The sequence below is a fragment of the Limosilactobacillus secaliphilus genome (genome assembly GCF_001437055.1).
Lineage (GTDB): Bacteria > Bacillota > Bacilli > Lactobacillales > Lactobacillaceae > Limosilactobacillus > Limosilactobacillus secaliphilus.
In genome coordinates this window covers 315578-334987 of the sequence record NZ_JQBW01000010.1, presented here as the reverse complement: position 1 = coordinate 334987, position 19410 = coordinate 315578, and the positions used below count along the sequence as shown (strand labels likewise).

19 protein-coding genes are annotated in these 19410 nt (G+C 50.1%); 12 read left to right on the top strand and 7 right to left on the bottom strand.

Translation table 11 applies throughout. The features are described from left to right. Window positions 1-68: 68 nt before the first annotated feature. On the bottom strand, window positions 69-833 hold the full coding sequence (locus tag IV45_RS06440) for a DeoR/GlpR family DNA-binding transcription regulator (protein ID WP_057741736.1): 765 nt from the start codon (window positions 831-833) through the stop codon (window positions 69-71). Between the two features lie 232 nt (window positions 834-1065). Between IV45_RS06440 and ulaG the strand changes: the two genes are divergently transcribed. The 7 genes from ulaG (at window position 1066) to IV45_RS06405 (ending at window position 6976) form a co-directional block, all read left to right on the top strand. After that, window positions 1066-2139 carry an L-ascorbate 6-phosphate lactonase gene (ulaG, locus tag IV45_RS06435; protein WP_057741733.1) on the top strand — a complete coding sequence of 358 codons (1074 nt, stop codon included), beginning with the start codon at window positions 1066-1068 and terminating at the stop codon, window positions 2137-2139. Window positions 2140-2230: 91 nt separating this feature from the next. Then, on the top strand, window positions 2231-2689 hold the full coding sequence (locus IV45_RS06430; RefSeq protein WP_057741730.1) for a PTS sugar transporter subunit IIA: 459 nt from the start codon (window positions 2231-2233) through the stop codon (window positions 2687-2689). 26 nt (window positions 2690-2715) lie between these two features. Further along, window positions 2716-4221 carry a PTS ascorbate transporter subunit IIC gene (locus tag IV45_RS06425; protein ID WP_057741727.1) on the top strand — a complete coding sequence of 502 codons (1506 nt, stop codon included), beginning with the start codon at window positions 2716-2718 and terminating at the stop codon, window positions 4219-4221. Between the two features lie 46 nt (window positions 4222-4267). Further along, window positions 4268-4573 (top strand): PTS sugar transporter subunit IIB, encoded by a 306-nt coding sequence (locus tag IV45_RS06420; RefSeq protein ID WP_057741724.1) that lies wholly within the window; start codon window positions 4268-4270, stop codon window positions 4571-4573. Between the two features lie 23 nt (window positions 4574-4596). Continuing rightward, on the top strand, window positions 4597-5235 hold the full coding sequence (locus IV45_RS06415; RefSeq protein ID WP_057741720.1) for a 3-keto-L-gulonate-6-phosphate decarboxylase UlaD: 639 nt from the start codon (window positions 4597-4599) through the stop codon (window positions 5233-5235). A 100-nt stretch (window positions 5236-5335) separates the two neighbouring features. Beyond that, on the top strand, window positions 5336-6217 hold the full coding sequence (locus tag IV45_RS06410) for an L-ribulose-5-phosphate 3-epimerase (protein ID WP_057741717.1): 882 nt from the start codon (window positions 5336-5338) through the stop codon (window positions 6215-6217). A 24-nt stretch (window positions 6218-6241) separates the two neighbouring features. After that, on the top strand, window positions 6242-6976 hold the full coding sequence (locus IV45_RS06405; protein ID WP_057741715.1) for an L-ribulose-5-phosphate 4-epimerase: 735 nt from the start codon (window positions 6242-6244) through the stop codon (window positions 6974-6976). Between the two features lie 130 nt (window positions 6977-7106). On the opposite strand, the gene IV45_RS06400 is transcribed toward IV45_RS06405, so the two are convergent. From IV45_RS06400 to IV45_RS06380, 5 genes are all read right to left on the bottom strand, one after another. Then, window positions 7107-9545 carry a GH25 family lysozyme gene (locus IV45_RS06400; RefSeq protein ID WP_057741711.1) on the bottom strand — a complete coding sequence of 813 codons (2439 nt, stop codon included), beginning with the start codon at window positions 9543-9545 and terminating at the stop codon, window positions 7107-7109. Between the two features lie 35 nt (window positions 9546-9580). Next, on the bottom strand, window positions 9581-10228 hold the full coding sequence (locus IV45_RS06395) for an HAD family hydrolase (RefSeq protein WP_235807670.1): 648 nt from the start codon (window positions 10226-10228) through the stop codon (window positions 9581-9583). Between the two features lie 131 nt (window positions 10229-10359). After that, window positions 10360-11271, bottom strand: a complete 912-nt coding sequence (locus IV45_RS06390) for a proline-specific peptidase family protein (protein WP_057741708.1) — start codon at window positions 11269-11271, stop codon at window positions 10360-10362. A gap of 82 nt (window positions 11272-11353) precedes the next feature. After that, the gene (locus IV45_RS06385; RefSeq protein WP_057741704.1) at window positions 11354-13756 is read right to left on the bottom strand and encodes a Xaa-Pro dipeptidyl-peptidase; all 2403 of its coding nucleotides are present in this window, start codon (window positions 13754-13756) and stop codon (window positions 11354-11356) included. Between the two features lie 106 nt (window positions 13757-13862). After that, window positions 13863-15257 carry an amino acid permease gene (locus tag IV45_RS06380; RefSeq protein ID WP_057741702.1) on the bottom strand — a complete coding sequence of 465 codons (1395 nt, stop codon included), beginning with the start codon at window positions 15255-15257 and terminating at the stop codon, window positions 13863-13865. Between the two features lie 98 nt (window positions 15258-15355). On the opposite strand from IV45_RS06380, the gene IV45_RS06375 reads away from it, so the two are divergent. The 5 genes from IV45_RS06375 (at window position 15356) to IV45_RS06355 (ending at window position 18127) form a co-directional block, all read left to right on the top strand. Next, window positions 15356-15775: a bis(5'-nucleosyl)-tetraphosphatase gene (locus tag IV45_RS06375; RefSeq protein ID WP_057741699.1), complete on the top strand. Its 420-nt coding sequence runs from the start codon at window positions 15356-15358 to the stop codon at window positions 15773-15775. Beyond that, window positions 15775-16341 carry a guanylate kinase gene (locus IV45_RS06370; protein ID WP_057741697.1) on the top strand — a complete coding sequence of 189 codons (567 nt, stop codon included), beginning with the start codon at window positions 15775-15777 and terminating at the stop codon, window positions 16339-16341. Before IV45_RS06375 ends, IV45_RS06370 begins: the two co-directional genes overlap by 1 nt. A 31-nt stretch (window positions 16342-16372) precedes the next feature. Next, window positions 16373-16792 carry a Fur family transcriptional regulator gene (locus IV45_RS06365; protein WP_420806391.1) on the top strand — a complete coding sequence of 140 codons (420 nt, stop codon included), beginning with the start codon at window positions 16373-16375 and terminating at the stop codon, window positions 16790-16792. 67 nt (window positions 16793-16859) lie between these two features. Next, entirely contained in the window at window positions 16860-17285 is a 426-nt protein-coding gene (locus tag IV45_RS06360; protein WP_057741690.1) for a hypothetical protein, read from the top strand. Between the two features lie 14 nt (window positions 17286-17299). Then, window positions 17300-18127, top strand: coding sequence for a DUF6681 family protein (locus IV45_RS06355; RefSeq protein ID WP_057741687.1), 828 nt, complete (start codon window positions 17300-17302; stop codon window positions 18125-18127). 73 nt (window positions 18128-18200) lie between these two features. Here the strand turns inward: IV45_RS06355 and IV45_RS06350 are convergent, their stop codons facing one another. Then, on the bottom strand, window positions 18201-19241 hold the full coding sequence (locus IV45_RS06350) for an aldose epimerase family protein (RefSeq protein WP_057741685.1): 1041 nt from the start codon (window positions 19239-19241) through the stop codon (window positions 18201-18203). Window positions 19242-19410: the final 169 nt, after the last annotated feature.

The following is a 19410-nucleotide window of genomic DNA, read 5'->3' as shown; positions in this document are numbered from 1 at the left end:
AACTACTATTAAATAGAAAACTCCCGATCTCCAGTGAAAAACTGAAGGTCGGGAGCTTTTTTGTGAATTTAGATTTGCGGGACCTGGATGATGTTGATGCCCTTCTTGCGGAAGGAGGCCAGCGTTTTGGCTGAGACAAAGGGGTCCGTAATCAGGACGTCAATGTCATCAACCTGGCCAATCGTGAAGTTCGAGAAGTTGCCAAACTTGCTGTAGTCAGCCACGACGATTAAGTGACGAGAGTTCTTGATGATGGTGCGGTTGATGTTGGCCTCTTCAATCACAGGCGTGGTGATGCCGTGTTCCACACTGATGCCGGCACAGCCGATGATGCTCCAGTCAGACCGCATGCTGGAGAACGACCGCTGGGCGATGTCACCGCTCATGATGTCACGATCGTTGACGTTGCCACCGGATAAGATCAGAGAAGCAACGTTGTGTTCACTGAGGAACTTGGCGGCATTGCCGTTGTTGGTCACAATGGAAACATTCTTCTTTAATAGTGGCGGGATTGAGTACAAAGCCGTCGTACTGGAGTTGATGAAGACGATTTCGTTATCGCTAATGCTCTTGACGGCTTCTTCGCCGAGGCTGCGTTTAATGCGTTCCCGTGAATTGCTGTTGCTGGCGGTTTCAGGGGAAACAAAGCTGACGATGCCCAGCTTTTGCTTTAAACGGCCCATCTGGCTCAACTTGTTGCAATCCCTACGCACCGTCATTTCGGATACGTTTAATCGTTTGCTCAGTTCCTGGATGGAAATGGACGGGACGGTGCTCAGGATGTTTAAGATACGTTCACGTCGGTTTTCAATTGCCTTGTAAGAATTGCGCATTTTATCTAATGACTTCCTTATAAACGAAAAAGTTACTTTTATTATGTGATTATATCAAATAAAAGCGCCTTTGCACTCTATAACGGCCTAAAAAAGCCAAAATAATGTTATATATCGTATAATTCACATATAAACTTGAAAATTATCATATATAATGATTGAAAACGGTTGCTTAGGATAATACACTATAACCGTAAACAAAAGCATGATGTTGTTAAGGAGGAATTACAATATGGCATCACCAAAGAATATTAAGGATGTAACCCCAGAGACTTTTGCAATGAACAACTTCCCAGAATGGGGTCACTACCTGAATGAAGAAATCGCTGACTATCAAGTACCTGAAAAGAGCTTCCACTTATGGTGGACTGGCTGCATGGGCTTCTGGTTGAAGACTCATGAAGGTACCAACATCATCGTTGATGTTTGGAACGGTACTGGTAAGCACACCCACGGTAACGGCAAGATGCGTAAGGGTCACCAAATGATGCGGATGGCCGGTGTTGAAGCTCAACAACCAAACCTTCGTAACCGTCCTTACGTTATCGACCCATTCCACTTCAAGGACATTGATGCCCTTTGTGTTACCCACACTCACCACGACCACTTGGACATTTACACTGCTGCATGTGTAAACAAGAACTGCCCTAACGCTAAGTTCATCGGCCCTCAAGGCGTTGTTGATGAATGGATCGACTGGGGTATCCCGAAGGAAAAGACCATCGTTGTTAAGCCAGGTGATGAAATCAAGGTTGGTGCTGTTAACATCAAGGCTCTTGAATCATTTGACCGGACTGAATTGGTTACCGAAGACGACCCTAACGTTAAGTTAGCCGGCAAGATGCCACGGAACATGGCTGAAGTTGCTGTTAACTACCTGTTCGAAACTTCTGGTGGTAACCTGTACGACGCTGGTGACTCACACATGTCCAACACCTTCACTAAGCACGGTAACGAAAACAAGATTGACGTTGCTCTTTGTGCTTACGGTGAAAACCCACGTGGTATCACTGACAAGCTGGACGACTCACAAGTTCTGCGGATGTCCGAAGACCTGAAGACCAAGGTTGTTATTCCTATGCACTGGGACATCTGGACTAACTTCTTCGCAGATCCAAAGGACATCATCCGTCTGTGGAACTTGAAGAAGTACCGTCTGCACTACCAGTTCAAGCCATACATCCTGCAAGTCGGTGGTGGCTTCAGCTTCCCACAGAACAAGGATGACTTCGAATACATGTACGACCGTGGCTTCCACGACGCATTCAAGAACAAGCCTGATCTGCCATTCCCTGAATTACTTTAATTCACAGTTTTTCAAACTAAAGAAGGACATTAGCTTGGCTAAAATTAGTTAATTGGCCCACGATCGGGTGGGCTTGGGAGGATTTTAAATAATGTTACGTTACTTTTTAGAAAATGGACTAATTAATATTACAGACAAACATCCCAAGAATTGGGAAGAAGCAATTCGTGTTAGCGGCGAAGTGATGAAGAAGAACAAGCTGGTTACTGACCAATACATTGACCAGGTTATCTCCGACGTCAAGGAATACGGCCCTTACATCGTTATCGTTCCCGGTGTAGCTATGCCACACTCATCAGCTGAGAACAGCGGTGTGCTGGGCACTGGCATTGGTTTAACGATCATGCCAGAAAAGGTTTCATTTGAAGACGGCAACCCTGAAAAGGATGCAAAGCTGTTCTTCATGCTTGCCGCTAAGGATCACGATACACACGTTAAGAACATTGCTAACTTGTCTGACATGCTGATGGAAGACGAAATGGTGGATGACCTGTTAAAGGTTAAGACCATGGACGATTATCGCAATGTAATGAAGAAGCACAATATGTAGGATTGTCAGAATAAAGGGTGAAAAATATGAATACTGTTTTTAATGTCTTTATGACAATCTGGGAGTACTTCGCCAAGAACATTCTTGAACAGCCAGCCTTCATGATTGGGTTCATTGTCCTGATCGGTTACCTGCTGGAAAAGAAAAAATGGTACGAAGTGCTGTCAGGTTTCTTAAAAGCCACGATTGGTTATTTCATTTTAACGGTCGGCTCTGGTGGTTTGGTTACTTCCTTTAGACCTATCTTGGTTGGTCTGAAGACTCGTTTCCACCTGTCAGCCATGGTTACTGACCCTTACTTCGGTCAGAACGCCGTTACGGTTGGTATTATGAAGCGGTTCGGCCGTTCATTTGCCGACACGATGCTGTTGCTGCTGTTTGCATACATCATCAACATTTTGCTGGTTCGTTTCCAAAAGTACACTAAGCTGCGTGCCGTATTTACGACTGGTAATGTTCAAGTTCAACAAGCAGCCACTGCTTTCTGGCTCTTCTTATTCTGCTTCCCACACATGGGTCGTCTGCCAATCCTGATTATCATGAGTATCGTTTTAGGTCTCTACTGGGCTGTTGGTTCAAACCTGACTGTAGGTATTACGCAAGAGTTAACTGATGGTGCCGGCTTCGGTATTGCCCACCAGCAAATGTTTGGTATTTTCATCTTCGCCAAATGGGCTGAATGGATGGAAAAGCGTGCCAAGGCTAAGGGTAAGACCGAAAGCAAGCGTCTGGAAGATATTGAATTACCAGGTTGGTTGTCCATGTTCAACGATAACATGGTCTCCACTGCCATCCTGATGATCGTCTTCTTCGGTATCATTTTGATTATCTTAGGCCCTAGCTACCTGGTAAAGGCTGGCTTTATGAAACCGGGTCAGAGTTTCGTCTTCTACATTCTGCAAACTTCACTGATGTTCGCCGTTTATCTGGCTATCCTGCAATTAGGGGTACGGACATTCGTTAACGAACTGACTGAATCCTTTACTGGTATTTCCGATCGTTGGCTGCCAGGTTCTGTTCCTGGTATCGACGTTGCTGCCACCTTGGGCTTCGGTTCACCGAACGCAGCTACCATCGGTTTCATGTTTGGTGCCATGGGACAATTCCTGATGATCATTCTGCTGATCGTCTTCCACTCACCAACGATTGTTATTGCCGGGTTTATTCCGATGTTCTTCGATAACGCCGCAATTGGTGTCTTTGCCAACAACCGTGGTGGTTACAAGTACGCTATGATCGCACCATTTATCTCCGGCCTGATCCAAGTTGCCGGTTCTGCATTGATCGCAACCTGGGTTGGTATGGCAACATACGGTGGTTACCTTGGCATGTTCGACTGGGCAACTGTATGGCCGCTCGCAACTGTCATCATGAAGTACTTAGGCTACATCGGAATTGCCATCGTCATCTTACTCTTCATCATGATCCCACAATTGGAGTACCGTCACGATCCAAAGGGCTACTTCTTAATTGTTAAGGACTACGATGCATGGAAGAAGATGCACGACAAGGAAGAACAAACTGAAGCTTAATTAATGTGAATTTATCAATCTCAATCACTAAAAGGGAGTGTCAATTATGAAAATTATGAGTGCATGTGCCAATGGTTCTGGTACCAGTTTAATGCTGTCACGGACTGCTACTAAGGCTTTAAAGGACTTAGGATTCAACGTTACCCAGTCTGACCACACTTCAGTTTCTGAAGCTAAGGGTACTGCTCGTAACTACGATGTTGTCTTCACTTCACTGCCATTTGTCAAGATGTTTGACGAAGCCGAAAAGCGTGGTGCCATTGTTATCGGTGTAAAGAACGTTATGTCAAAGCAAGAAGTTGAAGAAGCAGTTAAGAACAACAAGAAGCTGCAAGAAAAGCTCAACAAGTAAACATTAAAAGGAGAGTTATTCGAATGGCAAAACCAATGTTACAAGTAGCTTTGGACACCGATACGACTGCCCAAGCTCTGAGTGTTGCTCGTCAGGTAAGCGATGTTGTTGATGTCGTTGAAGCCGGAACCCTGTTGATTTACCAAGAAGGTATGTCAGCTGTCCGTGATCTGCGGGCAATTGCTCCTAACAAGATCGTTTTGGCTGATGCTAAGGTTGCCGATGCCGGTGGCCACGTCGGCAAGGTGGCTAAGGACGCCGGTGCTGACTGGATGACCTGCATCAACGCCGCTACGGTTCCAACGATGGCCCAAGCTCAAAAGCAGATTGAAGTTCAAGTTGAACTTTACGAAGGCTGGGACAACAAGGAACGTGCTCAAGAATGGCTTGACAACGGTATTGATCAAGTTGTTTACCACCAAAGCCGTGATGCTAAGGCTGCTGGCCAAGTTTGGGGCGAAAAGGACCTGAACTCAGTTAAGAAGCTGATCGACATGGGCTTCAAGGTATCCGTAACTGGTGGGGTTAAACCTGAAGTATTGAAGCTCTTTGCTGGTGTGCCAGTTTACTGCTTCATCGCTGGCCGTGCTATCCACGGTGCCGATGATCCACACGCAGCAGCGATGGCCTTTAAGAACGAGATCAACCGTATTTGGGGCTAATCGATAAGCGCCTCGTTAAAATCTCTTTTTGCGTTATGCAAGGCAATGGCGGGCTGTGGTTAGTTCGTCATTGCCTTTTTTAGTGGAAAGGAACAATTTTATGACTGAAAATGCACTAGGTATTTATGAAAAAGCCTTACCACAAGACTTGAGCTGGGAAGAAAAGTTCCAGTTAACTCATGACTTGGGCTTCAACTTCTTGGAATTTTCCATTGACGAAAGTGATGAGCGCTTGGCTCGTTTGGATTGGACCGACGAACAGCGGGCAAGTTTTCGTGATGCAATGTGGAAGACGCACAGCCGGATCAACACGATGATGCTGTCTGGCCACCGTCGTTACCCACTGGGCTCCAAGGATCCAGCCATCCGTAAGCACTCCCTCGAAATGATGGAGAAGGCAATCGACCTGGCAGTGGATCTTGGCATTCACAACATCCAAATGGCCGGTTACGACGTCTTCTATGAAGATAAAACGATGATGTCACGTGAACTCTACATCGAAAACCTGCGTAAGTGTGTTCACATGGCTGCCAAGAAGATGGTGATGCTGTCGATTGAAACGATGGATGACCCATTCTTGAACTCCATTAGTAAGATCAACGAACTGAAGACGCAGATCCACAGTCCTTGGCTGCAGGCATACCCAGACCTGGGTAACCTGAGCGCTTGGCCGGAAAACAATGTCCCGGTTGAACTGGAAACCTACCTGGATAACATCGCCGCCATCCACTTGAAGGATACCAAGGCAGTCACGGCAACGTCCAAGGGTCAATTCAAGAACGTTAACTTTGGTGATGGTTGTGTTGACTTCCCTGGCTTGCTGAAGGAATTGGTTCGTCTGCAGTACAACGGTAGCTACACCATCGAAATGTGGACGGGCGACAACGGTGACTCTGATCCCGTTGAAGAAGTCAAGGCAGCCAAACAATACTTCGACCGGATCTTTAAAGAGGTCGGGATTGTTCAGGAAGCCGTTAAGTAAGGTTAAATAAAAAGGAGAATTAACATGCTCGAAAAGCTGAAACAAGAAGTTTATGACGCAAACATGAAGCTGCCAAAGCTGGGCCTGGTTACCTTTACTTGGGGTAACGTTTCCGGCATTGACCGTGACAAGGGCCTCTTTGTCATTAAGCCATCTGGTGTTCCTTATGAGGACATGAAGCCTGAAGACATGGTCGTTGTTAACTTGAAGGGTGAAGTAGTGGAAGGCAACTACAACCCATCATCTGATACGCCAACGCACACTTACCTCTACAACCACTTCCCAAAGATCGGTGGCATCGTTCACACCCACTCACCATGGGCCGTTTCCTTTGCCGCTGCTCACATGGACATTCCGGCATTGAACACCACCCATGCTGACACCTTCTACACGGATGTTCCAGCAGCGGATGCATTGACGGAACAAGAAATCAAGGAAGACTACGAAGGCAACACTGGTAAAGTGATTGTTCGGACCTTCAAGGAACGTCACCTTGATTATGAAGCAACCCCAGCTGCCTTAGTTATGCAACACGGTCCATTCACTTGGGGCCCTACGCCAGACAAGGCGGTTTACAATGCCAAGGTTCTGGAAGTTGTTGCCGAAGAAGACTACCATTCTCTGCAACTGACCCGAGCAAATATTGAACTACCACAATACCTGCTCGACAAGCACTACTACCGTAAGCATGGTGCCAATGCTTACTATGGTCAAAACAATGCACACTCCAAGGACCATGCAAAGCACGCCGACAAATAATTTAGAAGTAGCTGCAATCCATTGATTTGTGACACCCCTCCCCAAATTCGTGTGTTACAAAAAATGACGACTCCTAGCGTTCTTAATGCAAACGCTAGGAGCCGTTTTGTTTAGTGCTTATTTTTCTTGATTACAGTTGCCGGCCAGCAAACCAGTAGTCGACGTCATTGTTGTTGCCAGCGGGATCGTTGGTGTAGCGGTCGACAATCTGCAGGTGGTGGTTGGCTTGTAAGGCGGCCTTAATCGAGTCGGTCAGTTTGAAGGAAACATTAAAGCCGGAATGCTTGCTGTTGTAGACGTCAGGGAAGGCCTTAGCCACATCGTCACGGTCGGTGGTCGCTTGCTTAACCCGTGCCAATTCAGCGTTGTGGTTGTCGTGATCCAGCAGGATGTCGAAGTGGTAAGGACGGCCTGCCGCCTGGTCAGTGGCGTGCCAACCAGCAGCCTCAATGGTGCCCTTATCGTGGTTGACGTGGAAGCTGTCTAAGTAAGCGTTGTTGGCGGTGAATGTCTTCGCGTCGAACCAATTCTGTACGTAGTCGCCTTCACCGTTGTCCTGGTCTGAATCGCGGACAATTGCCTGCAACTGGTCGCCGTTTTGCAGGGCCTTAGCCAGTTGACTGTCAGTATCGATGTCGAAGCTAGCACTGAAGCCGGACTGATCGGCATTGTACAGGTTAGGGAAAGCACGAGCAACGTCTGGCCGACTGATCAAGCTGACTTCTTGCCGGCTTAATTCGTGGCCCAGCGTCCGGTCGAAGAGGATGACGTAACGGTGGCTGGCACCACGTGAACGATCGTTGGCAAACCAGCCGCTCGCCGTTAATTGATGACCGTTAATGGCAAAGTTATCCAGGGAGGCAGCACTGCCATTGCCAAAGTTGCGGGCAGGGAACCAGTAGTCGACCCGGTTGCCTTCGCCTGATTGACTGTCATCGCTGTAGCGGGCAACGACCTGCAGACTATCGCCATGCAGGAGAGCGGCAGCTAAGCTTTGGTTGTCCGCAATCTTGAAGTCGGCAGAAAAGCCGCTTTGATTAGCGTTGTAGATGTGCGGGAAGGCCTTGGCTACGTCGTCACGTTGACGGTTATTGACCTTCATTCGGCCCAGTTCGCGGTGTGTCGTCTGGTCATAAACGATGATCCACTGGTAAGGGTTGAACATGGATTGGTCGGCGGCGTGCCAGCCGGAGACGTAAAGGTCGCCGTTGTCGACGTAGTAGTGGTCCAGGTAAGCCTCATTCTTCACGAAGTTTTGCTGGGTGAACCAGTAGTCGCTGTAGTTGCTGTTGCCATCAGCCGAGGCACTGTTCCGGAAGATGACGGTCAGCTGACTGCCGTTGGCAAGGGCGGCGTACAATGCTGGATTCTTCAGACTGAAGCTGCCACTGAAGCCGGAATGATCGGCGCCGTAAAGGTAACGGTAAACATTGGCGACATCAGGACGGTCGCCGGCATTTACCCGCTCCCGGGCGATTTCGTGATTATTCTGGTCGAGTAGGATGATGTAGTGGTACTGATCGCGGCCCTGACTGTCGTAAGAGGCAAACCAGCCGCTGACGTTCAGGCTTTGGTCCTGCGGGTTGATGGACAGGTTGTCTAAGTTAGCTGCAGAACGGAATCCTTGGCCGATGGCGGATCCCAACAGGCCTAAGTCAACGGAGGCGTCAATGTGGTCATAACCCTGCAATAAATATCCATTCTTGTAGCCAGTAAACTGCCAAGCCCCATAGCCCATGTTGGCCATCTGCTGCTTTTCTTGCGGGGTAACCTGGTGATCCCAGGTGTATTTGGCAATCCAGGTCCGGTTGCGGCCCACGACGGCGCTGACATTGTAGGAACTGTCGAACCATAAGCCGGTGTAAACAGCATGGTTCCAGTAACCGCGAGCGCTTAATTGATCGAAGAAGGCGCGCAGGTCGTTGGCCACGCCGGCATAGCTGTTGAGCTGATCTTCAACATCGGCAAACATCAGGGTGCTGGCCGGCAGTCCCAGTTGGTCGGCCCGGTCGGCGAAGTAGTTGGCTTCAGCAACCGCAGAGTTGTGGTCAGTAAACTTGGTGAAGTGGTAGGCGGAAACCCCTAAGCCGGCAGCGTAAGCGTCACGCACTTGTTCCGCTGCGTAAGGGTCCTGCATGTAGGTGCCCTTGGTCAACTGAATCATGACGTACTTAACGCCTTGATTACGGAGCTGGACGAAGTTGCCTTCATTCATGTTGGCGTTCATCCAGGAAAGGTCGACCGCATCCGCAGTGGTGCTGTTAACATCCCAGCCGACTTGGTGGATCGGCTGGTTGGGTGCGGGTGTAGTTTGGGCTGCTGTGGCTGCATTCACGTGGTTGACATTTTGAATTGGTGCGGCCTGCATATTAGCGGCAACTGGCTTGTTTGCGTTAACCGTTTGATTGGTTAAGGAACTAGGCTGCTTGACCGCTGCTGTTTGTGCCGGCGTAACTGTATCAGCGTGGACACTTTGCGGTCTGACGTTAACGACTCCCAATGCGGCTAACGTCAATAAGGCACTACCGCAAAATAAAGCAACTTTTTGTGGATAACTGTCCTTGTTCATTTTTCTAAACTGCCTCTTTAACAAAATTAAATCAACTAAATCTTCAACAAATCGCCAGGCTGGTGCAGTAGGAACTCGGCCCCATCGGTGATCTTCTCTGGGTTCTTAGCGCCGTAAAGAGCCGCCGCAAAGTTGACCCCGGCCGCATGTGCCGCCTTCAAGTCGTTGATCGTGTCACCAATGTAGACGGTTGTCTTGGGGTCGGCATGCAGATCCTGGGTAGCCTTAATCACCATGTCGGGTTCTGGCTTGCCATGTTCCACGCTATCGATGGTGACCACATCGTCAAACAGACTCGTGAAAAAGTAATGCTTGGCAAAGTGTTCGCGGAAGTCATGCAAAGGCTTGGAGGTGCCAATTGCAATCTGGGCGTCTGAGCGGTGCGACAGGTCATCAATCACTTCCGGAATACCAGGAAAGACATGTTGCCGGTCTTCGTGTTGAAAGGCCAGGTCGGACCATTCACGCTGGATAGCTGGCTGTTCTGCTTCTGGAATGTGCAAGAAGCGCAGCGTGTCGGCACCACTGATGCCAAAGGTTTTGTGGCCGTAGTCAACTTCCTGTTCATGGCTGTAGTGGTAACCATGGCGTGCCAAAATCGTAAATAAGGCTGGCATGTACATTTCATAACTATCGATGAGTGTGCCATCAATATCGAAAATAAAGGTTTTCATTTCGCCCATACGTTAATTCTCTCCCCTGTATTAATGCTTTAACCAATTAATATTAACATATCGCGGATTGCTTAAAGTGCGGAAACAAAAAGATTTCCTGCGGCAAAATGCGGCAGAAAATCTTTGCTTAGTGAAGCTGATTACTTATTGAAAGTCCCGTTTTCGACGGAGCGGATGAAGTCAGCCAGGTGCTTGTAGTAAACATCTGGGTTGTCCAGCATGTGGTGGTGGCCACCTTCAGGAGTGGTTACCAGTTGTGAGTTCGGGATCAGCTTGTTCATGGTCTTAGCGGTGTCTAATGGCATCGTTTCGTGTTCACCAAAGGTCAGCAGGGTTGGTACCTTGATGTCCTTCAGGTGCTTACGGAAGTGCCAATCCTTCAGCTTCCCGGTGATCACAAATTCGTTGTCGCCTTGGAAGGTGTGGTAGATTTCGGTGCCACCCAGGTCCTTAACGTGGTACAGCTTGCATGGCTGCTTGCGGTCCACGAAGTTAACGTTCAATACCTGAACATCGTCTTGGTAGCGCTGGTTGTCGTAGTCGTTGTTAGCTTCGCACTTGTGCATGAAGTCAATTTCGTCCTTGGACAATACCTTTTCACGGCATTCGTTGACGTGCTTAACGTATTCGTCGATTTCGTCAACCATTGAAGAAATGATGGCACCCTTCAAGTGTTGACCATACTTAACGGCGTATTCCTGAACCAGCAGGCCGCCCCAGCTTTGACCGATCAGGTAGAAGTGGTCGATGCCCAGCTTTTGCCGTACTTCTTCAACTTCGTCCAGGAAGTATTCGTAGGTCAGGTACTTCTTGGCAATGTCAGGGTTACTGAAGTCAGGCTGGTCAGAGTAGAGCGAGCCCAGTTGGTCGTACATGTGGACCTGGACGTTTAAGCCCTGCTTCTTGAGCTGGTCAGCGGTATCTTCCCAGTATTCGTGGTTGCCACCTGGGCCCCCGTGCAGGCAGAGCAGGTGAATGTCACCGGTACCCTGCGTGTTGGTCCAAAGGTGATAACCATTATCCAAAGTGATGATGGTAGTTCCTTGTTTCATGTGTAACTTCCTTTCTGTTTGACGTAATAACGATTCTGACGCTATTTTACCGCATTTATCGCTGATAACAAAATCAAGCCGTTTATTGCTGGTCGTCCGGGATGATCAAGCTGCTGTTGTAGGTGTCGATCTGGTAGCGGATAGCTTCATTGCCGCGTAAGGTCATCCCATAGTCGGTCCCGAAGAGGATCAGTTCTAACTGGTGGCCCTTCTTTAAAGTGTGGAAGATCGGCTGCAGCGGCAGCTCAACGTCAACGAATTCACCTGGCTTCAGGTCGTCAACGGTCGAGGCGTCGTGACGGTTCTGCAGGTTGATGTGGCCATAAGAGATGGTCTTAGCGGGAGTGGCTTCTTTTTGGAACTGGAACTCTCTTAAGTCGTCATTGCCGTAGTGGTAGGCCTCTTGCAGGGTGCCTTTGCCCAAGACGACCGGGCTAGTGGTGAGCCGCTTGTCCGTTCCGCGATCAACCAGCCATGCGGACAGGATGCCGTGGTCGACGCTGGCAGCCATCCGGACGTTTAACATCGGCATCCCCCGCAGGAGCCAGTCGGATTTTAACGGCGCCGTCAGGAAGTGCGCGCTGAAGTGGCCGTCATTGTCATTGAGCAGGGCGTGGGACCACTTGGCTGGATGCTTGCACCATTCCTTGTAGACGGCGTCATCCTGCTGGTCTTGGTAGTCAACTTGGGCATGGTCGTGCACGTCGGCGGCCGTCAAACTGTTGTTGGTCAGGTTGAGGGTCGTCTCGTGGTTGCCGGACCAGTTGTGGTAAGGGGTCCAGGTTTGTTCATGGGCGTTGTCTTGGACCAGCACGTCAGGCAGGAGTTCGTCGGCTTGGTTGGCGACACCCCAGAGCTTGTTGGCGAACCAGAGATTGACCATGGCGGAGAAATCAAGTGACTGGAAGGCGTTGATGTAGATGTGCTGGCCTTGGTGCAGGATTAATTTCTTCGTGACGTCGACTTCCTGCAAAGCGTCAAAGAGGTGCTTGACGTTGCTTGGCTTGACGTTCCAGTCGTTCAAACCATGAACCATCATGACGTCGCACTTGATGTGGTCAACATTCGGCAGGTAGTTGCGGCGCGCCCAGAAGGCATTGTAGTTGCCGGTCGTCCGGTCTTGTGCCAGCAGCAGGCCCTTCATGTAGGCGTTGTTGGTGGATTCAATGCGCCGGTAGTCGGCAGGCCGCTTGGTACGGCTGAAGGTTTCGGCGGCCAGCACGTCCGCGTCTTCGCCTTGGAAGCCGCCAGGAGCCATGACCAGGCCGTTTTCCCGGTAGTAGTCGTACCAGTTGGAGATGGCCGCTTCACTGACAATGGCCTTCAAGCCGGCTACCCCAGTCGTGGCCACCGCAGTCGACAGGGTACCCAGGTAGGAACGGCCGGTCATGCCGACGTTGCCGTTGCACCAGTTGGCCTTGACTTCGATGCCAGACGTCCGGTCGGTAAATGCCCGCCGATCGCCATGCAGCCACTCGATGACAGCCTTCATTGAATCAACTTGTTCCGGTGAGCCACAGGTCTGTAGGCCATCCGAATCCTTAGTGCCGATCCCAGCCGAGATGACTACGGCATAGCCACGGGCAGCCAGATAGTCGTTTAAGGAATAGCTAGGTTGATAACTAAAGCTTTCCGTCGCTTGATCGGCGTGGCCATTCACGGTCTGCCGGTCAAAGTCGAGGTTGAAGTGGGGCTCACTTGGCGCCACATCATTCTTCTCTTTGCGGTCGATCGTTTCGTTGACATGGTGGGTGATCTTTTCACCCCACTGATCGTTGGTGCCTTGGTAGTACGGGCTGGCGGTGAAGGCCACTGGCACCTTCAAGCCATGGTTCGTGTCTTGTGGACGGGTGATTTCGACTTTGACTAGGTCGGCATGCCCATCATTGTCGGTGTCCATGTCGGTCTCAACGTAGACAGCTTCACGGATGAACTTTTCGGGATCGAAGCAGGCCATCGGTTTACCGTTGAAGAAGAGCGGCTTCTGACTGGCAGGCAGGTCGAAGGTCCAGGTGAACAAGCCGGCGACCGTCAACCGATCGAGCAGGTTTTGGCCATTCTTGGTGCTAGTGTTCAAGAGGAGGTAGAAGGCAGAAATAACGGCGCCTACGTCCCATTGATCGTGAGCTTCAAAAGGCAGGTTGATCTTCTTCATGGCGGCCATTGGCTGGTCGATGGCGAAGTCCAGGGCCGGTTCGAAATGCAGCAACTGCAAGGCAACCAGGTAGAAGACGTCGGTGGTCAATGCTGAATTGGATTGGGCCCACTGCTCAATCGACAGGTCGGGTGTGGCCAACAGCCCGTTCTTCCATTCCTGGTCCGCTGCCGCCGTGTGACCGTCGGGGTTGATTCGGGTCAATAAGGTCAGCCACAAATCTTTGGCACTTAGATCCTGGTCACCGTCTTGAAGCAGGTGCAGGCGGGTGAGCTCTTGCTTTTTGGTGGCCAAGTCGGTCGGGACAATGGCAAATTGATTATTCTTCATGATGACACCTCATTTCGTTGATACATATTATTATCGCACTAACCATGCAGAAAAGCAGGAAAGCTCCCTCATCGCAGTGTGGATGAAGGAGCTTTTGCATTTGCTATTAATTTTTAACGTTCATCTTGCTGTGACGGTAGCCGTAAGCAAAGTAGATGACTAAGCCGATCAGGAACCAGATACCGGCACCAATGTAAGTCAGCTTGCTCAACTGGAACATCATCCACAGGCAGGCCAGCCCAGACAGGATTGGCAAAACCGGGTAAAGAGGCACTTGGAAGCCACCTTGGTTACCGATATCGTGCCGGTGCCGCAGCGGGATGATCCCAAAGGAGACGAAGGTGAAGGCCAGCAGGGTCCCGATGTTAACCAGGCTGGTCAGGTTGTCCAATGAAACCATACCACCCATGACGGCAATGATGATTCCGACAACCCACAGAGCGGCTTCTGGGGTGCTGCCTTTTTCTTCATTCAACTGGCTCAAGAACTTCGGCAAGAGGCCGTCACGACCCAGGGAGTAGACCAGCCGGGAACTGGAGTAGATCATGGTAACCATCATCGTGAACATCCCAATCAAGGCCCCAATGGATAAGAGGTCGGCTAACCAGCCCTGGTTGACGTACTTCAAGGCGAAGGCCACCGGGTTGGCGACATCCAGCTTGGTGTACTTAACCATCCCGACCAGGACGGCGGAAACACCCATGTAGAGAACGGTAGCGACCAGCAGGGTACCGATGATTCCTAAAGGCATATTTTTCTTCGGGTTCTTAACTTCGGCAGCGGAACTGGAAACCGCGTCGAAGCCCAGGAAGGCGAAGAAGACGGTCGTGGCCCCGCGGAAGACCCCGCTTAGCTTGAAGGGCATGAATGGGTGGTAGTTGGTCGGCTTGATGAAGAAGAGACCAATCCCGATAAAGAGCAGGATGATCAACAATTTGATGGCAACGGCGATGTTGTTGATCCGCAGTGATGACTGCATCCCGTGAGAAAGCATCAAAACAATCAATAGAACGATGATGACAGCAACGATATTGATGTAGGTGCCGTGAGCCGGATCAAATGGTCCAGACAGGGCTTTGGGCACCTGAATGCCAAAGCTGCCGATCAAGGAATTGAAGTAGGCGGCCCAACCGGTGGAAACAGAGGACACAGCCAGCATGTATTCCAAAACCAGCGCCCAACCGAGGACCCAGCCGATGATTTCACCAAAAATGATGTTCCCGTATGAGTAGGCACTCCCGGCGACCGGCAAAGCGGATGAGAATTCGGCATAACACATTGCGGCTAAGGCACAGACAACGGCGGCCATTAAGAATGAAAGGATTACACCAGGACCTGCGTCGTTGGCGGCCACCGTCCCGGGGAGGATAAAGATCCCGGTCCCAATGACGGCACCGATTCCCAAAGTCATCAGGTCGATTGCGGACATGGATTTAACGAATTTTTGATCCGCACTCATGTAGCGTGACAGACTTTCTTTCCTTAGAATGTTTAATTTCATAATCACAAATCACCTTTGGTATAATGTTGGTTGTTGTACATAATAATATATGCAATATTATTAAAAATCAATGAGAAAATGGTTAGGAGTGTTTGCAAATGGCAATTGAAGTAACTAGTGGCGCGGTCGTTTATCGGCGTCGGCAAGGTGAGATTCAATATTTGTTATTGCAAAGTACTAATAAAGGAAATTTCTGGGGCTTCCCAAAGGGCCACGTTGAGGGCAATGAGACGCTGCCGGAAACGGCTCACCGTGAAATCCGGGAAGAAACGCAGCTGGAACCGCCGATCGACACGTCATTTCACGTTTACACCGAATATGACCTGCCCAACGGCAACCACAAGCAGATGACTTTGTACACCGCCTGCTTGGACGATGCCGAACCGGTACATTTGCAGGCCGAAGAAATCAAGAATGCCGGCTGGTTCAACTACGAGGATGCCCGCAAGCAGTTAACCTACGACAACCTCAAACAGTTGCTTGACCAGGTCAACGCCCACTTGACGGATCAGAACTAATGGCTGGCATAGAGCATAAAGTTTACGTGATTACCGGTGCTGCGGGGACCGGCAAGACCTCGGTGGCCAACTACCTGCGCAAGCAATACCACATGATGAAGGTGATCACGCATACGACCAGACAGCCCCGCCCCGGTGAGCAGAATGGCGTGGACTACTTCTTTGAAACGCCGACGTCCATGAACAAGTTGCACCTGCTGGAGAAAGTCGAGTATGACCACCACCTCTATGGTTCCTCGATGGAAGGCCTGCAACGCGGCTGGCAGGACGGTCGTGATGATGTGATCGTCTTGGATACTGCTGGTGCGATCACTTATGAGCAACAGTTGGGCACGAAAGTTGTTGTCATTTTCCTGACGGTTTCGAACGTACGGGTCTTGAGCAGGCGCCTGTACTCGCGGGGCGATCGGCAGGCGGCCATTCATTCCCGCTTGCATAGTGCAGAGTACCAGCGCGATCTGACCCTGCCCGACGAATTAGCAGGCAAGGCCCACGTCATTGTCAACGATGACTGGCAGGTCACCCGCGAGAAGATCGATCAATTAATGGCGGCACAACAAAGGTGAAAAGATGGATGCAATAGAAAAAGCAAAAACAATGGCAAAAGCCCATGGCATGCGGTGGACCCAGCAACGCAACCGCCTGATTACGATCATGCAGTCCAGCGAGCAGCGCTATGTTCCCATCAGTGACGTGGATAATGCCATGCGCATATACTATCCAGGCGTGAGTCATAACACGATCTATCGCAACCTGAAGGAGTTTCAGGAATTGGGGATCGTCGAAATTGCCCGGCGCAGCGGCGGTATGGTGGTCAAATTAAGCTGTGATCCGGCTTACCAGCACCACCATCACTTCATCTGCCAGCGTTGCGGACGGGTGCAAGAGATTAAGATGTCGGCAGATCAGCTGGCCTATTGTGAAAAGCAGTTGCCGGGGGCTAAGATCACCGGTCACAGCTTCGAACTGTATGGCATTTGCGCCGATTGTATGCAGCGGATGCGGGAAAAATCTTAGGAGATCCTTAACCTTTATCCGTCAGCGGCGATAGTATGATAGTGGTATTCAAAAGGAGTCTTTTAATATGGCAAAAATTCCACCATTTGTGACCCCCTTTGCCTTGGTTTCGTTGGTATTGGCACTCGGTGCAACCAACGTGGTTGTCAACACGGCCACTCATACCAGTGAAGGGGCACGTGTAACCAGAACCGATTCCAGCGATCGGCACGTTGATAATTCTAATGATCAGAATCACAGTAGTTCGTCTAGTCATGACGACAATGATCAGGATCATGATTCAAGCAGCTCGTCTTCTACCACCAACCACAACAACAATCAGGGGAACACGGGCAACGAAAACACAAACGACAACGATAACCAGTCAACAACGGAAAGTAGTAAGAATAACGGTACTAACACCGAAAATAACACCAATACTGGCACCACCAATGGCAATAATAGCGGCGGCAGTAATGGAACGACTGGTGGCAGTAACGGTCAAGGTCAATAAAGGAGGCAAGGACAGTGTTTAGTTTTCTGGACATGATCAACCATTCGCTTGGTTACTTCAACATCAAGCCCACGTTAAAGAACAAGTTATACACGATTGTTGCCTTTCTAGGGGATTGCTACCTGATTTACGTTACCTACCGGCTCTTCGCCAACCACGTGTGGATGCGGGCATTTCTGTATTGCCTGGCGGTAGTCTTCATTACCTACTACCTTTACCTGAACTTCGTGTACTACTTCTTGGACAAGACATCACGCTACGATTTCTTATCGCCATGGTTGATCAAGATCACGGGGTCAGCTCCGGATGCAGAAACCGGTAAACACGGCCGGCGCGCGACTGCAGCTGACACCCTCGTGCACAACCAGGCCAATGGTTTCTTTACCGATAAGGATGTCATTCAGGCGGAGGTCGAGATTGACCACGAAGAACAACGCAACCTGCGTCACCTGGTTGATCAACTGGTCGAAGAGAGGATCTTCGTTGCCGATTATGACGGTAAAAACGCTGAAGAAATTGTTGAGGAATACAACGCCACCCAGAAACCGGTGGACGCCCTGAACAAGAATCAGACGCCATACTTCGAATTACACCGTGACACAGTGTTGAATCGCTTGGAAATCTATGCCGGGATCAATCAGATGCACCGGGTCCGGGTCGGCCACATCACCCGTGTTGGTTTAACGGATGTGCGGACGGCTGACCGTCAGTACCATCTGTACCTGGCCAACGTCTACGTCACCGGCGGGCCACACAAGATTGCCGGCCGGCGTGGCAGTACGATCCTGACTGATGGCGACTTTGGCTTAATCGCCCACGTTGCCTACAAAGATCGGCAATAATTAACGTACAGACAAAATAAAGCGTCCTGAGCTTGCTGGCTCAGGGCGCTTTTACGTTTACATGGCATTAATTTTAGTATTTGATTTCGTAACGAACCTGGTAGTGCTTTGGTTCAGCTGGACGGAGCACAATGTCGCCAAAGCTTGGGTGGTGAATGGCGTCCGTCAATGACTGGGCTTCCAATGCCAAGGCAGCCCAACTACGACCAGGCCGGTTCAGTTTCACACTGCTTGGCAGGCCATCAGCGGAGAAGACAACCAGACTGTTGCGGTCGGAGTACATCTTCATCTGCCGGCCGGACTTTGGATCTGACATAACGGCGATTGGTTCGCCTTCAAAAGTGTTGCTTGGCCGAACCACAAAGTAGTCGTCAAAGCCCTTTTCAGGGGTCGTTAACATCTTGTTCAGGGCATCGCCTAAGCGGGCACCACGGTTGAAGTCGTATGGGGTGCGGACGTTGGCCAGGAATTGACCGGTTGGGATCTTACCCTGACCGACCGCCAGATGGTAGTCCGAATTCAGCTGCAGGTGCTGGTCTTCGATGGTTGCGGCGTCACTGTCGCCCAAGTTCCAGTAGGTGTGGTTGGTCGGGTTGAACAACGTTGGCTGGTCGGTTTCGGCATAGTAGTCAATGTTGACACTGTCGTCGGCGTGCAGGCTGAAGACAACGTGAACGAGCCGATTGTCAGGGAAACCATCGTCAACGGGCGTGAAGCGACGGTGGAGGATGATCTTACCGACACCATCCGTAACTTCGGTGGCTACGGCCCAGAATTGTTTGCGCCAACTACGATTCCCACCATGGATCAGGTTTGGACCTTCGTTGGGCGTCAGCTGGTAATCGTGACCGTCAATCACAAATTGTGCCGCAGCAATCCGGTTGGCAACGGGGCCGATCGTTTGGCCGATGGCATAGCCGGCATCCAGATAATCGTCGATGCTGTTGGCGCTTAGCAGCAGGTTCTGTGATCCCTTGTCGGTTGGGACAGTGTAAGCTTGCCAAATCCCGCCATAGTTCAGCACGCTGATACTGACCCCATGATCGTTGGTCAATGTGTACTTGATCACGTCGCGTTCTTGGCAGCTGCCAAAGTTAGTGTGTGAGACTTCCATTTTTAATAACCCCTTTCAATGGAAATACTAATCAACCTTATTTTAGCATTCTTATTGCTGGACAATTCCGGAATCCAATAAAAACATATTCGAACCATTTTAGAACATATGTCTCATTTTTAATTAAATGTTTCGGTATGGCTCTTTGGTCTTATTGCGAAACGAACTA

Excerpts from the sequence above, each read along its gene's own strand:
- IV45_RS06440 (WP_057741736.1), bottom strand. The coding sequence starts at position 833 with ATGCGCAATTCTTACAAGGCAATTGAAAACCGACGTGAACGTATCTTA.
- ulaG (WP_057741733.1), top strand. The coding sequence starts at position 1,066 with ATGGCATCACCAAAGAATATTAAGGATGTAACCCCAGAGACTTTTGCA.
- IV45_RS06430 (WP_057741730.1), top strand. The coding sequence starts at position 2,231 with ATGTTACGTTACTTTTTAGAAAATGGACTAATTAATATTACAGACAAA.
- IV45_RS06425 (WP_057741727.1), top strand. The coding sequence starts at position 2,716 with ATGAATACTGTTTTTAATGTCTTTATGACAATCTGGGAGTACTTCGCC.
- IV45_RS06420 (WP_057741724.1), top strand. The coding sequence starts at position 4,268 with ATGAAAATTATGAGTGCATGTGCCAATGGTTCTGGTACCAGTTTAATG.
- IV45_RS06415 (WP_057741720.1), top strand. The coding sequence starts at position 4,597 with ATGGCAAAACCAATGTTACAAGTAGCTTTGGACACCGATACGACTGCC.
- IV45_RS06410 (WP_057741717.1), top strand. The coding sequence starts at position 5,336 with ATGACTGAAAATGCACTAGGTATTTATGAAAAAGCCTTACCACAAGAC.
- IV45_RS06405 (WP_057741715.1), top strand. The coding sequence starts at position 6,242 with ATGCTCGAAAAGCTGAAACAAGAAGTTTATGACGCAAACATGAAGCTG.
- IV45_RS06400 (WP_057741711.1), bottom strand. The coding sequence starts at position 9,545 with ATGAACAAGGACAGTTATCCACAAAAAGTTGCTTTATTTTGCGGTAGT.
- IV45_RS06395 (WP_235807670.1), bottom strand. The coding sequence starts at position 10,228 with ATGGGCGAAATGAAAACCTTTATTTTCGATATTGATGGCACACTCATC.
- IV45_RS06390 (WP_057741708.1), bottom strand. The coding sequence starts at position 11,271 with ATGAAACAAGGAACTACCATCATCACTTTGGATAATGGTTATCACCTT.
- IV45_RS06385 (WP_057741704.1), bottom strand. The coding sequence starts at position 13,756 with ATGAAGAATAATCAATTTGCCATTGTCCCGACCGACTTGGCCACCAAA.
- IV45_RS06380 (WP_057741702.1), bottom strand. The coding sequence starts at position 15,257 with ATGAAATTAAACATTCTAAGGAAAGAAAGTCTGTCACGCTACATGAGT.
- IV45_RS06375 (WP_057741699.1), top strand. The coding sequence starts at position 15,356 with ATGGCAATTGAAGTAACTAGTGGCGCGGTCGTTTATCGGCGTCGGCAA.
- IV45_RS06370 (WP_057741697.1), top strand. The coding sequence starts at position 15,775 with ATGGCTGGCATAGAGCATAAAGTTTACGTGATTACCGGTGCTGCGGGG.
- IV45_RS06365 (WP_420806391.1), top strand. The coding sequence starts at position 16,373 with ATGGCAAAAGCCCATGGCATGCGGTGGACCCAGCAACGCAACCGCCTG.
- IV45_RS06360 (WP_057741690.1), top strand. The coding sequence starts at position 16,860 with ATGGCAAAAATTCCACCATTTGTGACCCCCTTTGCCTTGGTTTCGTTG.
- IV45_RS06350 (WP_057741685.1), bottom strand. The coding sequence starts at position 19,241 with ATGGAAGTCTCACACACTAACTTTGGCAGCTGCCAAGAACGCGACGTG.